This is a genomic window from Streptomyces sp. AV19 (genome assembly GCF_015999245.1).
Lineage (GTDB): Bacteria > Actinomycetota > Actinomycetes > Streptomycetales > Streptomycetaceae > Streptomyces.
In genome coordinates this window covers 127,821-142,097 of record NZ_JAEAMR010000003.1, presented here as the reverse complement: position 1 = coordinate 142,097, position 14,277 = coordinate 127,821, and the positions used below count along the sequence as shown (strand labels likewise).

12 protein-coding genes are annotated in these 14,277 nt (G+C 74.7%); 2 read left to right on the top strand and 10 right to left on the bottom strand.

Annotated elements, in window-relative coordinates:
- Positions 1–4 precede the first annotated feature (4 nt).
- From I5Q34_RS00625 to I5Q34_RS00590, 8 genes are all read right to left on the bottom strand, one after another.
- On the bottom strand, positions 5–1,996 hold the full coding sequence (locus I5Q34_RS00625) for a 2Fe-2S iron-sulfur cluster-binding protein (RefSeq protein WP_277965276.1): 1,992 nt from the start codon (positions 1,994–1,996) through the stop codon (positions 5–7).
- Positions 1,993–2,901, bottom strand: a complete 909-nt coding sequence (locus I5Q34_RS00620) for a xanthine dehydrogenase family protein subunit M (RefSeq protein ID WP_199890076.1) — start codon at positions 2,899–2,901, stop codon at positions 1,993–1,995. The genes I5Q34_RS00625 and I5Q34_RS00620 overlap by 4 nt, the downstream gene beginning before the upstream one ends.
- A gap of 325 nt (positions 2,902–3,226) precedes the next feature.
- Positions 3,227–4,882: a beta-N-acetylhexosaminidase gene (locus I5Q34_RS00615; protein ID WP_199890075.1), complete on the bottom strand. Its 1,656-nt coding sequence runs from the start codon at positions 4,880–4,882 to the stop codon at positions 3,227–3,229.
- A gap of 66 nt (positions 4,883–4,948) precedes the next feature.
- Positions 4,949–5,818, bottom strand: a complete 870-nt coding sequence (locus I5Q34_RS00610) for a carbohydrate ABC transporter permease (RefSeq protein WP_199890074.1) — start codon at positions 5,816–5,818, stop codon at positions 4,949–4,951.
- Entirely contained in the window at positions 5,815–6,723 is a 909-nt protein-coding gene (locus tag I5Q34_RS00605) for a carbohydrate ABC transporter permease (protein WP_199890073.1), read from the bottom strand. The genes I5Q34_RS00610 and I5Q34_RS00605 overlap by 4 nt, the downstream gene beginning before the upstream one ends.
- Positions 6,720–8,003, bottom strand: a complete 1,284-nt coding sequence (locus I5Q34_RS00600) for an extracellular solute-binding protein (protein ID WP_199890786.1) — start codon at positions 8,001–8,003, stop codon at positions 6,720–6,722. The genes I5Q34_RS00605 and I5Q34_RS00600 overlap by 4 nt, the downstream gene beginning before the upstream one ends.
- 222 nt (positions 8,004–8,225) lie before the next feature.
- Entirely contained in the window at positions 8,226–8,516 is a 291-nt protein-coding gene (locus I5Q34_RS00595) for a DUF3039 domain-containing protein (RefSeq protein ID WP_078871651.1), read from the bottom strand.
- The gene (locus I5Q34_RS00590) at positions 8,503–9,702 is read right to left on the bottom strand and encodes an MFS transporter (RefSeq protein ID WP_199890072.1); all 1,200 of its coding nucleotides are present in this window, start codon (positions 9,700–9,702) and stop codon (positions 8,503–8,505) included. The genes I5Q34_RS00595 and I5Q34_RS00590 overlap by 14 nt, the downstream gene beginning before the upstream one ends.
- Before the next feature lie 103 nt (positions 9,703–9,805).
- On the opposite strand from I5Q34_RS00590, the gene I5Q34_RS00585 reads away from it, so the two are divergent.
- A complete protein-coding gene (locus I5Q34_RS00585; protein ID WP_234428226.1) occupies positions 9,806–10,657 on the top strand; it encodes a LysR family transcriptional regulator in 852 nt (283 codons plus the stop codon).
- Here I5Q34_RS00585 and I5Q34_RS00580 read toward each other — a convergent pair.
- Positions 10,650–11,237: a YqgE/AlgH family protein gene (locus I5Q34_RS00580; RefSeq protein ID WP_199890071.1), complete on the bottom strand. Its 588-nt coding sequence runs from the start codon at positions 11,235–11,237 to the stop codon at positions 10,650–10,652. The genes I5Q34_RS00585 and I5Q34_RS00580 overlap by 8 nt on opposite strands.
- A gap of 231 nt (positions 11,238–11,468) precedes the next feature.
- Here I5Q34_RS00580 and murA point away from each other — a divergent pair, with 231 nt between their 5' ends.
- Positions 11,469–12,803 carry a UDP-N-acetylglucosamine 1-carboxyvinyltransferase gene (murA, locus tag I5Q34_RS00575; RefSeq protein ID WP_199890070.1) on the top strand — a complete coding sequence of 445 codons (1,335 nt, stop codon included), beginning with the start codon at positions 11,469–11,471 and terminating at the stop codon, positions 12,801–12,803.
- Between the two features lie 749 nt (positions 12,804–13,552).
- On the opposite strand, the gene I5Q34_RS00570 is transcribed toward murA, so the two are convergent.
- Positions 13,553–13,834 carry an HU family DNA-binding protein gene (locus I5Q34_RS00570; protein ID WP_004951951.1) on the bottom strand — a complete coding sequence of 94 codons (282 nt, stop codon included), beginning with the start codon at positions 13,832–13,834 and terminating at the stop codon, positions 13,553–13,555.
- Between the last annotated feature and the right edge of the window lie 443 nt (positions 13,835–14,277).

Here is a 14,277-nt window from a genome sequence, read left to right as displayed (position 1 = left end):
CCCGTCATGCCGTCGCCTTTCCGCTGCCGCCGTGCTGCGGCCCCGCCTGGTGCGGGATGCGTCCTGTCGCCGCGTCCGGCCCGTCGCCGGAGCCGGACTGCTGTGCCTGCTGTGCTTCCTCCAGGGCCGCGGCGGCCTCGGCGCGCTCGTCGGCGACCTTGCGGACGGCGTCGAGGACGCCGCGGTAGCCGGAGCAGCGGCAGAGGTTGCCGCAGATGGCCTGGCGGGTCTCCCGTTCGGTGGGGGCGTGGTTGCCCTCCAGGAGGTCGTGGACCGTCATCGCGAGGCCGGGCACGCAGAAGCCGCACTGCACCGCGCCGCATTCGGCGAGCGCGCGCTGGACGTCCGAGGGCCGTCCGTCCGCGGCGAGCCCCTCGACGGTGCGGATCTCGGAACCGGCCGTGGTGGCCGCCGGGACGAGGCAGGAGGCGACGAGCCGGCCGTCCACCTGCACGGAGCAGGCGCCGCACTCGCCCTGCGAGCAGCCGTCCTTGGCGCCCGCGAGGCCGAGGCGCTCGCGCAGGACGTAGAGCAGGGACTCGCCGATCCAGGCGTCGCTGACCGGGCGGTCGGTGCCGTTGACGCGCAGGACGTACGAGGCGCAGGGGTGCTCGGTGCCGGGGGCCGGGGGCAGGAGCTCCTCGTCGGGGGCGGGCAGGGCTTCGTCGGCGAGGGGCTCGGGCTCGGGCCCGTCCGACGGGTGTACGGGCTCGGGGGCGGCGGTCACGTCTTCCGCGGGGGCCGGAACGGGCGGCTCCGGGGCGGGAGTTGACGGTGCGGGCGGGTCCTGGTCGCGCGGCTCGTGGGCGCCCTGCGCGGGGGCCTCCGGTCGCACGGAATCCGGTCGCACGGAACCCTGATCCTGGTGTGCGGGCTCCGGGGCGGACGGCGCGGCGGCTGCGGCGGCCACGGGGGCCTCGGCCGGCGGTTCGCCCGCCGGGTGCCGGAAGCCGGTCTCGGCGTGCGGCATCGCCCCGGGGGCGCCCAGGGTGTCGCTCACGACCTCCCACGCGCCGCCGGCCCGGCTGTCGCCCGTTCCGGTGACGCCCGAGGTGGACGTTTGCGTCAACCCGTCGCCCGCGTACGCGTTCGCCGCGTACTCCCCCGGCCCGTCGGGCGTGTCGCCAGGAACGGGTGGGACGGAGGGTGCGGACGAGGCGGACGCGCCCGGTACCTCCGCCGGCATCGCGGCCGGGACCGGGGACGGCATCGCCGGAGCAGGCGCCGGGGACGGCACGTCCCACTGGCCCGTCGACCCGTCACCGGCAGGCCGGTGCCAGGTCCCGGTGCCGGTGTCCCCCGGCGCGGGGACCGGCCACGGCGCCGTGGCGTGCGGGTCGGGATCCGGGCCGGGCGCGGGCACGGCCGCGGCGGCGCGCTCGTGCAGCGCGTACTCGCCGGACTCCTCCACCGGGTCGTCCCCGGCGGCCGGGACGGACCATTGGCCGGTGACGGCGTCACCCGCGGCGTCGGGGAACGGCACCGGCCACTGCGCGGTGTCGTGCTGCCGGCCGTCCGGCCGCCCGGCGGCCGGGGGCGCGTACGCGTCGGCCGTCACCGCCCACTCCCCGGAGTTGCCCGAGACGAACGGACCGGTCGGCCAGTCGTCGACCGGGGCCTGCGCCCGGTCGGCCGCCGGGCCGGCGGACTGCTGCGGGACGGACGCCGGGGCCTGCGGCGCGGCGGCCTGATGGCGGGGCACGGACTGGTGCGACTGGTGCGGTTGATGCGACTGGTGCGGAACGGACTGCTGCGGAGCCGCCTGGTAGGGAGGCGCCGCCTCCCAGGACGCGGCCGCGGGCGGCGCGTAGCCCGTGCCCGGGGCGGCCAGCGGCGCCCAGCCGTTGCCGCCGCCCGCCGCGTTCGGCTGCGCGAGCAACTCGGGCGGGAGCTGCAGGAACGCGGTGCCCTCGGCGTCGATGTCGACACCGCGGGGCATCGGCTGCCAGCCACCCTCGCCGGGTGTCCGGCCGTGTCGCTTCTGTTCGTCACTCACGCGAGTGCCCTCCCCAGTGCTCGGCGGGCCAGAGTCGCCACGGTACGCCGCAGATGCAACACGGCCGGCGGCAGGGTACCGGGCTCACCGCCCTCCGGCGTGGGTACGGGATCGGGGATGCACGCGGCGGCGACGTAGTCGCCGAAGGCGGTGAGCGCCTCCGGGGCGAGCGTGCGCTCGCCGTCCCAGTCGATGAGCGAGGCGACCCAGTGCTCGGCGTCGTAGGGACGCAGCGGCATCGGCGCGACGGCGCCGACCGCGCAGCGCACCATGCGCCGGGCCGGGTCGAGGACGACGGCCACCGAGGCGGTGGCCCGGCCGGGGCCGGTGCGGCCGGTGGCCTTGAGGAAGGTCTGCGGGGCGTGCAGCAGGGGCACGCGGACGTAGCCGATGAGCTCGCCGGGGTGCAGCAGCTCGATCCCGGCGAGCAGCCGGCCGACCGGGATCTCGCGCCGCCCGCCGCCGGGTCCGGCGATGACGAGGGACGCCTCCAGGGCGGCGAGGACGGGCAGCGCGTCGCCGGTCGGCGCGGCCGAGGCGATGTTGCCGCCGAGGGTGCCGGCGTTGCGGATCTGCGGCGGTCCGGCGGCGCGGGCGGCCGCGGCGAGGGCCGGGATGAGGGCGGCGAAGTCCGGCCGGCCCATCCGGGCGTGGGTGAGGCCGGCGCCGAGCAGGGCGTGGCCGTCCTGGTACTGCCAGCCGCGGATCTCGCTGATGCGGCCGAGGCCGACGAGCGCGGCGGGCCGCAGCAGTCCCGAGTTGACCGCTGCCATCAGATCGGTGCCGCCCGCGACGGGCACGGCGGCGGGCATGGCGGCGAGCGCCGCCACGGCCTCGTCGAGCGAGCCCGGCAACGTCACCGTGTGCGCCGCCTGCGGTGCGTGCTGCGGTGCGTGCGTGGTCAACCCAGCTGCCCCTTCCCCGGTCGTCCCGGCTGTCCCGGCGGTCCTCCCGCTTGCGTTCCGCCGTACGGTACGTGCTGACGGCCCGGACGTGGCAACTCTGGCACATCTTCCGAGTCCGCCGTCGCGAGGGTCCGCGAACGACCCTCCCTCCCCGGCCGTCCCCCGCGTCCCGCGACCGCCGTCCGGCCACGGAGGGCAGAGGCGCCACCTTCTCCGGTTCGGGGCATATGGCCATCTTTGGGCGATCCTTGTACGACTTACGGCGGTGTGTGAAGGTCCACCGTGCCAGGGGCGGAGGGCACGGACCGTCAGCTTCCGCCGTGCCTCACACGATCGGGGAAGAGTCCTCGATCGGGCGTCCGAGCACGCCCGGCCTGCGCTGCCACGGGCGGGGGCCGCCGGGCGGGCGGTAGTCCACGCCCAGGGCGTCGAGCCGGGCGTAATGGGCCCGCATCCGCTGTTCGAAGTGAGCGAAATCGCGCGCTCCGGGCTCGGGCAGCGGCGACCAGACGGTCTCGGCGAAGGCGGCGAGGCGCGGGAACGCCTGGTACTCGCGGCGCTGCTGGTCCTCCGTCACCTCGGTCCACAGGTTGGCCTGGGCGCCGAGGACGCGCGCGGCCGCGTCGCCGGTGAGCTCCGGGGGGACGGGTTCAAAGCGGTAGACGTCCTCCAGGGTGCGGACGAAGCCGATGGGCACGGGTTCGTCGTCGCCCGGCGCCTGCCGGTGGTCGAGGTAGACGTGCCGCTCCGGGCACATGACGACGTCGTGGCCGGCGCGCGCGGCGGCGATGCCGCCCTCGTAGCCGCGCCAGGAGGACACCACGGCGCCCTCGGCCAGACTTCCTCCCGGCCGCTGGCCTTCCAGGATCTCGTCCCAGCCGACGAGCCGCCGGCCGCGCTCCGCGAGCCACCGGTCGAAGTGGCGGACGAACCAGCTCTGCAGCTCGTCCTCGTCGGCCAACCCCTCGGCCCGCATCCGCGCCTGGGCCGCTCGGGACGCGCGCCACTGGTCCTTGGGGCACTCGTCGCCGCCGATGTGGATCCAGGGCGAGGGGAAGAGGCCGAGGACCTCGGTGAGCACGTTCTCGTAGAAGGCGAGGGTGTTGTCAGTGGGGGCGAGTACGTTCGGACTGACCCCCCAGGTGTCCCAGACGGTCAGGGAGGTGGTGTCGATGACGTCCGTGTTGCCCAGTTCCGGGTAGGCGGCGATGGCGGCCTGCGAGTGGCCGGGCATGTCGATCTCGGGGACGACGGTGATGTGGCGCTCGGCGGCGTACGCGACGATCTCGCGGATGTCGTCCTTCGTGTAGTGGCCGCCGTGCGGGCGCGGGTCCCAGAGCGGGGAGGCCCGGTGTCCGAGCTTGGTGCGCGCGCGCCAGGAGCCGGCCTCGGTCAGCCGGGGGTAGCGCTCGATCTCGACGCGCCAGCCCTGGTCGTCGGTCAGGTGGAGGTGGAGCACGTTGAGTTTGTGCGCGGCGAGCAGGTCGAGCCAGCGCAGCACGCCGTCCTTGGGCGTGAAGTGCCGTGCCACGTCGAGGAGTAGGCCGCGCCAGCGGAAGCGGGGGCCGTCCTCGACGGTGAGGGCGGGCAGCGGCCGGGGGCGTCCGGCGGCGACGGGGGCCCGGCGGAAGGCGTCGGGGCCCAGGAGTTGGCGCAGCGTCTGGGCGCCCCAGAAGACGCCGGCCGGGCCGCCGCCGTCGATGCGCACGCCGCGCCCGTCGACGCCGATCCGGTAGCCCTCGGGGCCGAACTCCCGCTCCACGCGGGGGTCGAGGCGCAGGACGAGGCCGTCGCCCCGTCCGCCGCCGTCGGGCAGCGGCAGTCCCGTGGCCGCGCCGAGCGCGGTGCGCAGCCAGCGGGCGGTGCCCTCGGTGCCGGGGGCCGCGTCGATCGCCGTCCGGTCGTCGAGCACGAAGCCGTCGTCCGGCGGGCGGACGAGCCGGCGCGGGGCGGGGACGAGTCCGGTGCTGGGGTCCGTCATGGTGTCGGCCGGTCCTTCGGTGGTGGTCGGTCTTTGGGTCGTGGCCGGTCGGTCCTGCGGTGTCGGTCAGTCCTTCACCGCGCCGCCCAGTCCGGAGACCAGGCGGCGCTGCACGAGGACGAAGAAGACGAGGACGGGCACGGTCATCAGGGTCGACGCCGCCATGATGCCGCCCCAGTCGTTGCCCTCGTCCTTGAAGAAGACGAGGAGGGCCATCGGCAGCGTCGAGTTCTCGGTGGCGCTGATGATGAACGACTTCGCGAACAGGAAGTCGTTCCAGGTGGAGATGAAGGAGAAGACGCTCGTCGCGACGAGCCCGGGCAGGACGAGCGGGAAGAGGATCTGCCACAGGAAGCGGGCGCGGCTCGCGCCGTCGAGGTACGCGGCCTCCTCCAGCGCCTCCGGCACGCCTTTGACGAAGCCGCGCAGCATCCAGATCGCGAAGGGGAGGGAGAAGGCGATGTGCGGGAGGACCAGCGAGCCCAGGGTGTTGAGCCCGACGCCGGGCACGGCGTCGCCCACGTCGCGCAGCAGGAAGAACAGCGGGATGGCCAGCGCCTCGACGGGCACCATCTGCGCGACGAGGAACATGACGAGGAGCGTGGTGCGCAGCCGGAACCGGAAGCGGGTGACGGCGACGGCCGCGAGGAAGGCGACGAGCGCCGAGGCGGTCACCACGATCCCGGCCACCAGCAGGCTGTTGAGGAAGTACCGGCCGAAGTCCTGCTGTCCGAGGACGCGGCGGAAGGAGTCCAGGGTGGGGTGCAGGGTCCACGGCCGCGGCCGGTCCGAGCGCACCTCGCCCTCGGGCTTGAGGGCGGAGAGCACCATCCAGAACAGGGGGAAGGCGGTGACGGCGGCGGCCAGCAGGGCCACGGCCTCGGCGGCGAGCCGCCCGCGGCCACGACGGACGCCGCCACGAAGGACGCGGCTCATATCTCCTCCCCCTGACGCCGCAGCAGCCACAGGTACACCAGCGTGACGGCGAGCAGGACGAGCAGCATCACCACGCCGATCGCCGAGCCGAGGCTGTACTGCGAGGAGGCGAACGCCTTCTGGTAGGCGTAGACGTTGAGTGTGAGGTTCTGTCCGGCGATGCCGCCGCCGTTGGTCATGACGTAGATCTGGGTGAAGACCTTGAAGTCCCAGATGACGGACTGGATGGTGACGACGGTGAGGACCGGCCGCAGCATGGGCGCCGTGACGTGGCGCCAGGTCCGCCAGGACGAGGCGCCGTCGAGCGCCGCCGCCTCCAGCACCTCGGCGGGAATGGCCCGGATGCCCGCGTAGACGGTGACCATCACGAACGGGAAGGAGCACCAGACCACTTCGAGGAGGACGAGCGCGAAGGCGCTGAAGCGGTCGTAGGTCCAGGAGTGGCCCTCGAAGCCGGCGAGGCCGAGCCCGGTCAACACCCGGTCCACCGGCCCGGAGTCGGGGTCGAAGAGGAAGAGCCACACCGTCGATCCGGTGACGGCGGGCGTCGCCCAGGCCCCGAGCGCGGCGAGCATCAGGGCCAGCCGCGGCAGGGCGCGGACGCGGGTGAGGAGCACGGCGGCGGCGCAGCCGGTGGCGAGGGTGGCGAGGACGCACGCGGCGGCGAAGACCAGGGTCGCGACGAGGACCTGGCGGAACTGCGGGTCGCCGAACACCTCGCGGTAGTTGGCCAGCCCCTGGAAGGAGGTCGGTTCGCCGCCGCTGACCTGGGCCTGGGTGTATTCGAGGACGGAGATGAGGCCGAGCTGGCAGACGGGGTAGACCAGCAGTCCGCCCAGGACGGCGAGGGCGGGGGCGAGGTAGAGCCAGGGGGTCCAGGGCCTGGCGGCGCGGGCGGCCGTCACCGGCGGAACGCCTCGTCCATGCGGCGGGCGGCGGCCGTCGTGGCCGCGTCCACGTCCTTCCGTCCGCTGACGATCTCCTGGAACATCGTCGGCAGCACCTGCCCGGCGTCGATCGCCGCCCAGCCGGGCGAGGCGGGCAGGGAGACGGTGCCCGCGTCGAGGGTCCGCACGAACGGCTCGGCGAACGGCTGCCGGCGCGCGGCCGCGCGGCGGGCCTCGGCGGAGGCGGGCAGGAAGCCCATGGCGTCGAAGAGCCGGTCCTGGGTGCGCCGGGAGGTCAGGGACTTCATCAGGTCCACGGCGAGAGTGCGGTGCGAACTGCTCCTGAGCACACCGATGTTGTTCCCGCCCGCGAACGCGGGGGCGATGTGCCCCGGTTCGCGCCCGGGCAGCGGCACCACCGCGTACCGCCCCCTGACCGGCCCGTCGTCGACGGCCTTGCGGTTGAAGTCGCCGGCGATCGCCATGGCGGCGCGGCCCGAGGCGAACGCCTGGACCGTGTCGTTGCCGCCCATCGCGGCGCAGCGGCTCGCGGGGCAGTTGTCGTCGCCGAAGAGGCCGGTCCAGGCCCGGACGCCGGCGCGGGACTTCTCGTCGTCGATCGCCGCGCGCCAGGTGCGGCCCGAGCGCCGGGCCACGTCGCCGCCGTGGGCCCAGACGAAGGGGAGGGCGCCGTAGGTGTAGGCGCCGCCGACCGCGAGCCCGTACAGCCGGGGCCGCTCGCGGTGGATCCGCCGTGCGGTGGCGGCGAGTTCGGCCAGGGTGCGGGGCGGGGCGAGGCCCAGCTCGCGGAAGACGTCGGTGCGGTAGTAGAGGGCGCGGACCCCGACGGACAGCGGTGCGCCGTAGAGCTTCCCGTCCACGGTCACGGAGGCGACGGCCGCGGCGTCGGCCCCCGGGCGGGCGGCGAGTTCGGCGGTGACGTCGGCCAGACCGCCGTCCTTCACGTGGCCGGCGGTGTCGGTGTTGCCGTACTCGACGAGGTCCGGTGCGCTCCCCGGGTCGTTGAAGGCGGCCTTGATCTTCTCGGCCCGGGTCTCGACGGGGATGTAGCCGACCTCGACGCGTACGCCCCGGTGGTCCCGTACGAAGGCGTCCACCGCGTCGGCCACCACCGCCTCCTTGGGCTTGTTGTTCACCTCCCTGAACAGCCACACCCGCAGGGTGCCGGTCCTGCTGTCCCCCGTCGCGGAGTTCACGGACGTGGAGGGGGCGCAGGAGGCGACGGCCGCCAGGGCGAGGAGTAACCCGGCGGTGGTTCTCCGGGCGGACGGCGCCATGGTGATCCCCTCCCGATCGTCGCGCACAGCGCTGTCACATCCGTTGCGTCATGCGCAACGCACGTTTCTCCGTGCGCAATTGGGAGGAGGCTAAGCGCGCCCGCCCGGGCCCCACAAGACTCGCGGCCGGAACGTGACCGGGCGAAGCACTCCGTGCAACGCGGACGGCTCCCCGGGCACGTACGCGTGCCCGGGGAGCCGGAAAGCCGGAGGAGGGGTGGACTACTTCTTGCCGTCGCCGCCCTTGCCGCCCTTGTCGTCGCCGGCGCCCATGCCGTCGAAGATCTCCTTGCACATGGGACAGACCGGGTACTTCTTCGGGTCGCGCCCGGGCACCCAGACCTTGCCGCACAGGGCGACGACCGGGGAGCCGGAGAGCGCGCTCTCCATGATCTTGTCCTTCTGGACGTAGTGGGCGTAGCGCTCGTGGTCGCCGTCGCCGTGCGACACCTGTGGCGTCGGCTCTACGAGGGTGCCTGTACCTGCCCCGCGCTCGGGCTCAAGAGTGCTCATGGTCCCCAAGGGTACTGGGGAGCGCCGGGGTCGGCCGAGGCCCGTCGTCCCGCCGGGGCCGGCTCGTCGCGAACGCGTGCCCGGCCAGGCCCAGCGCGGCCACCGCGGCGGCGGCGAGGGGCAGCGCCCGGGGCGCCAGCCCGGCCGAGAGGGCGGCGCCGCCGAGGGCGGAGCCGACGGCGCTGCCCAGGTAGAGGGCGGAGCTGTTGAGGGCCAGGACCACCGGGCCGCGGTCCGGGCGCAGCTCCAGCAGCCGGTGCTGCTGGGGCACCTGGAGGGCCCAGCCGCCCGCGCCCCAGACCAGCAGGGCCAGGCCGGCCGCGACCGCGTGGGGGGCGAGGGCGGGCAGCAGCGCCTGGGCGGCGACGATCAGCGCGAGGACGACGGCGACCAGGCGGGGCGCCCGGCCCGTACGGTCCACCAGCGGACCGGCCGCGGCGCTGCCCAGGACGCCGCCGAGTCCCCAGGCCCACAGGTAGGGCGTGACGCCGTGGACGCCGCCCGCCGCCGCCAGGACGGGCGCGAGGTAGGTGTAGAGGCCCAGGCTGGCGACGGCGGCGAGGAAGGAGACGCCGACGACCGGGGCGACGCGGCGGTCCGCGACGGCGGCGAGGCGGTCGCGGACGGACGCCCGGTGCTGCGGGGGCAGGGGCGGCAGCAGGACGAGCAGCCCGGCCAGGGATACCGCGCCCAGGGCCGTGAGCAGCCAGAGCGTGGCCCGCCAGCCGGTGTGCCCGGCGAGCAGGACGCCCAGCGGGACGCCGAGGACCGTGCCGGTGCTCATGCCGCCCATGATCAGGGCGAGCGCCCGGCCGCGCCGGGCGGCGGGGACCATCGCGGCGGCGGCCGCCGTGGACAGCGCGGCGTAGAGCCCCGCGCCCGCCCCCGCGGCCACCCGGGCCGCGAGGAGGAGCCCGAAGGTGGGCGCGAGCGCGGTGAGTCCGTTCGCCACCGTGAACACCGCGAGCGCCCCGGTCAGCGCGGCGCGCGGCCGGCGCCCGGCGAGCAGGCTCGCGAAGAGCGGCGCCGAGACGGCGTAGGCGAGCGTGAAGGCGGTCACCAGCTGTCCGGCGAGCGCCACCGTCGTCCCGGTGTCGTCGGCGATCGCGGGCAGCAGCCCGGCCATCACATAGGCGTCCAGCCCCAGGGCGAAGGAGCCCAGGGCCAGCAGCAGGACCTTGCGCACGGTGATGTCCCCCGTTTCTTTTCCGATTCCGGTGGCCGGGAGACTAGGCAGCCTGAACACGCGTTCGGAAATGCCCCGGCGGGGCTATTTATGCTTGGTGCGCATGACCGACCTGAGCGGTGTCGAGCTCCGTCAGCTGCGCTGGTTCCTGGCCGTCGCCGAGGAGCGCAGCTTCACCTACGCCGCGGCCCGGCTGGGCGTCGGCCAGCCCGCCCTGACCCGCGCGATCCAGTCCCTGGAGGCCGCCCTCGGCGCCCGGCTCCTGGAGCGCACCACGCGCAGGGTCGCGCCGACCCCGGCCGGACAGCGCCTCCACGAGGAGCTCACGGTGACCCTCGCGCGCCTGGACGACGCCCTGCGCGCCCCCTCCCGGGACGCGCTGCTGCGGCTGGGCTTCGCCGGGCTGCTGCCGGACCGGGCGGCGGCCCTGGTCGAGGAGTTCAAGCGGGCCACCGGCGCGGGCGTCCGGCTGGTGCGGCGGGACGCCGCGCTCGCGGGTCTGGACACCGGCGAGACGGACGCCGCCGTGCTGCGCGGCGAGGTGCCGGCGGGGATGCGCGGGGTGGTCCTGTGCCGCGAGGAACGCGTGGCGGCCGTGCCCCGCTCCTCGCCGCTGGCCCGCCGCCGCGTCCTGGACTGGACGGAGCTGGCGGGGCTGCCGCTGGTCGTCAACACGGTGAGCGGGACGACCGCGCCGGAACTCTGGCCGGAGGACGCCCGTCCGCGCGTGGCCTGCACGGCCGGGAACATCGACGAGTGGGTGGAGTCCGTGGCCGCCGGGCACGGCGTCGGCGTCGCGCCCCGCCCGGCCGCCGAGCGCCTGGCGCACCCGGCCGTGCGGTACGTCCGGCTGAAGAACGCCCCGGCCGTGACCGTACGGCTCGTGGTCCCGGCGCGCGGCGCGCACCCGCTGGCCGACCGGTGCGCGGCGCTGGCCGGCGCCGGCGTCAGTTGAGGCTGGGGTCGTCCGGGTAGGTGGCGACCATGGCCAGCTCGTTGCGCTGGCGGCGCAGCACCGACCGCCAGAGCCGGGACGGGTCCGGGGACGACACGTCCCCCGGCTCGGACTCCACCACGTACCAGGCGCCGTCGACCAGCTCCTCCTCCAGCTGGCCCGGGCCCCAGCCCGAGTACCCCGCGAAGATCCGCAGCGAGCCGACGGCCGGCCCCAGCAGCTCCGGCGGGGCCTCCAGGTCGACGAGCCCGATGGCACCGTGCACCCGGCGCCAGCCGATGGGGCCGTCGACGGTGGGGACGTCCTTGGCCTGCCGCTCCCCCGGGACGACGGCCACGCCGAGCGCCGAGTCCAGCGAGACGGGCCCGCCCTGGAAGACCACGCCCGGCTCGCCGGCCAGGAAGGCCCAGGAGGCGAGGATGTCGGCGACGCCGACCGGGGTCGGCCGGTTCAGGACCACACCGAGGGAGCCCTCCTCGTCGTGGTCGAGGAGCAGCACCACCGCTCGGTCGAAGTTCGGGTCGGACAGCGCCGGCGTCGCGACGAGCAGTCGTCCTGTGAGCGAGGACACCTCGGGCATGGCGCCATGATCCCGCATTTCCGGGGTCCGCGGGGAGTGGAAGGGCACACCGGACCCGGCGGATCCGCGTACACCCGTGGAACAGCTAACCGGTAGCGACCACTCCGTATGCGGAGCGTGTTGTTGCAAACCCATGACGTACGCAAAGCCCCCCGATGGCGGCGAGCGCCCCCTCCGGTCGCATTACCCTTTCTTCTTGCCCACCTGCCCAACTCCAGGAACGCGAGATCCATGACCGGCCCTGACGATGTCCTGCTTGTCCATGGCGGTACCCCGCTCGAGGGCGAGATCCGTGTCCGCGGCGCGAAGAACCTCGTGCCGAAGGCCATGGTCGCCGCGCTGCTCGGCAGCGGCCCCAGCAGGCTGCGCAACGTCCCCGACATCCGGGACGTCCGGGTCGTCCGCGGACTCCTCCAGCTGCACGGTGTGACCGTGCGCCCCGGCGACGAGCCCGGCGAGCTGGTCCTCGACCCCTCGCACGTGGAGAGCGCCAACGTCGCCGACATCGACGCGCACGCCGGCTCCTCGCGCATCCCGATCCTCTTCTGCGGCCCGCTGCTGCACCGCCTCGGCCACGCGTTCATCCCGGGCCTGGGCGGCTGCGACATCGGCGGCCGGCCGATCGACTTCCACTTCGAGGTGCTGCGGCAGTTCGGCGCGACGATCGAGAAGCGGGAGGGCGGCCAGTACTTGGAGGCCCCGCAGCGGCTGCGCGGCACCAAGATCCAGCTGCCGTACCCGTCGGTCGGCGCGACCGAGCAGGTGCTGCTGACGGCCGTCCTGGCCGAGGGCGTCACCGTGCTGTCCAACGCGGCCGTGGAGCCGGAGATCGAGGACCTCATCTGCGTGCTGCAGAAGATGGGCGCGATCATCTCCATGGACACCGACCGCACGATCCGCATCACCGGTGTGGACTCGCTCGGCGGCTACAACCACCGCGCCCTGCCGGACCGCCTGGAGTCCGCCTCCTGGGCGAGCGCGGCGCTCGCGACCAAGGGCAACATCTACGTCCGCGGCGCCAGCCAGCGCGAGATGATGACCTTCCTCAACACCTACCGCAAGGTCGGCGGCGCCTTCGAGATCGACGACGAGGGCATCCGCTTCTGGCACCCCGGCGGCGAGCTCAACGCCATAGCGCTGGAGACCGACGTCCACCCCGGCTTCCAGACGGACTGGCAGCAGCCGCTGGTCGTCGCCCTGACGCAGGCGTCGGGCCTGTCCATCGTCCACGAGACGGTCTACGAGTCCCGGCTGGGCTTCACCTCCGCCCTCAACCAGATGGGCGCCCACATCCAGCTCTACCGCGAGTGCCTGGGCGGCTCCGCGTGCCGCTTCGGCCAGCGGAACTTCCTGCACTCGGCGGTGGTCTCCGGCCCGACGAAGCTCCAGGGCGCGGATCTGGTCATCCCCGACCTCCGCGGCGGCTTCTCGTACCTGATCGCGGCCCTGGCGGCCGAGGGCACCTCCCGGGTCCACGGCATCGAGCTGATCAACCGCGGCTACGAGAACTTCATGCAGAAGCTGCGGGACCTGGGCGCGAACGTGGAGCTGCCGCAGGGCGCGTGAGCGACTGTCATCCGCCGGTGGGGGCGGGGCCGGGGGTTGTTTCTCCCCCGCCCCGCCCCTTCCCGTAACCGGGGCGGTGCCCCGGGCCCCCGCAGCCGCGGCTGCGCCGCGAGACACTCGGACGCCCTCGGGGGCGGGCTGGATCGGCCTGTTCGGGGGCCCGTTCCGGGGCGTGGATACGGGCGCCCGGAAGGCGCGCTTGCGGGCCAGGGGCGGAGCTCCGGCAGGGCGTTGGGGCAGGGCCGGGGACGGGTCCGGGGACGAGTCCGGGGCCGGGCCCGCGGGCCTGGGTTACGGGACCGGGTTATGGGCGGCCTGGGTTACGGGCCTGTTGCGGGCCCAGGGCAGAACCCCCGTACGCGCCCAGGTGTAGAGCCTTGGTACGGACCCAGGGGTGGAGCCTCGGCGGAGGACCCAAGGGGCCAAGCCCTGTTGCAGCCCCGACAGGGTCCAGGAGCGAGGCCCCGGCGGGCGCAGGGGCAGAGCCCCCGCCACGCGGGCGCGGGGCCCGTCACCCGTCACGCGCCGCGCAGGGCCGCCCGGGGCCCAGGGCGCAGGGGGCGGAGCCCCCGCCACCGCCCGGAGGGCGGTTCGGGTCCGGGGCCCCGCACCGGGAAACGGTGAAATGGGGGTGCCCCCTCTGGGGGAGGGACCGGGGCACCCTCACACGCCGCCGGCCCCCGCCCCCACCAACGCCTGAGGGCGGCCCCTCCCGTCCCGGGAGCGGCCGCCCTCAGAGCGGGACCTGCTTACTTGCCCTTGGCGGCTTCCTTGAGCTTGGAGCCCGCGGAGACCTTCACGCTGTAACCGGCAGCGATCTGGATCGGCTCGCCCGTCTGCGGGTTACGGGCGGTGCGAGCGGCACGGTGCGTGCGCTCGAAGGTCAGGAAGCCGGGGATGGTCACCTTCTCGTCGCCCTTGGCGACGACCTCACCGACGGTCTCGGCGAGGGCGGCCAGAACGGCGTCGGCGTCCTTGCGGGTCACCTCGGCACGGTCGGCCAGAGCGGCCACCAGCTCACTGCGGTTCATGTTGTACTCCCGTGTTCTTCTTGCCAATGAGGCGTGAGATCGAAGCCGATGCTGCCAGGGCCCTCGGACAGTCCCCGGACCCGGGTCCGCCACTAGATCCCTCGCGCCCTAGGGGGATGCCCCCCGGACGGAGTCCTCGGGGGAGCATCCTGCCCCCACCAGTGGCGGGAAAGCCAATCCGGCACCCTGGAGAGTCACACGGAAAGCGCCACAGCCTCGGGTGGGGCCGCGTTTCCACGGCCCGTTCACTGCCCGACACCCTATGGGGGCCGCACGAGCGCCGCGCCACGCGACGCGCCGTCGTCAGGCCGTCGTGGCAGCCGTCACAGCCCTCCGGCGGCCTTCGCGGCCTCCCGGACCGCTCCGGCCACCGCCCCGGCGACCTTCTCGTTGAAGACGCTGGGGATGATGTAGTTCGCGTTGAGCTCGTCCTCGGCCACGAC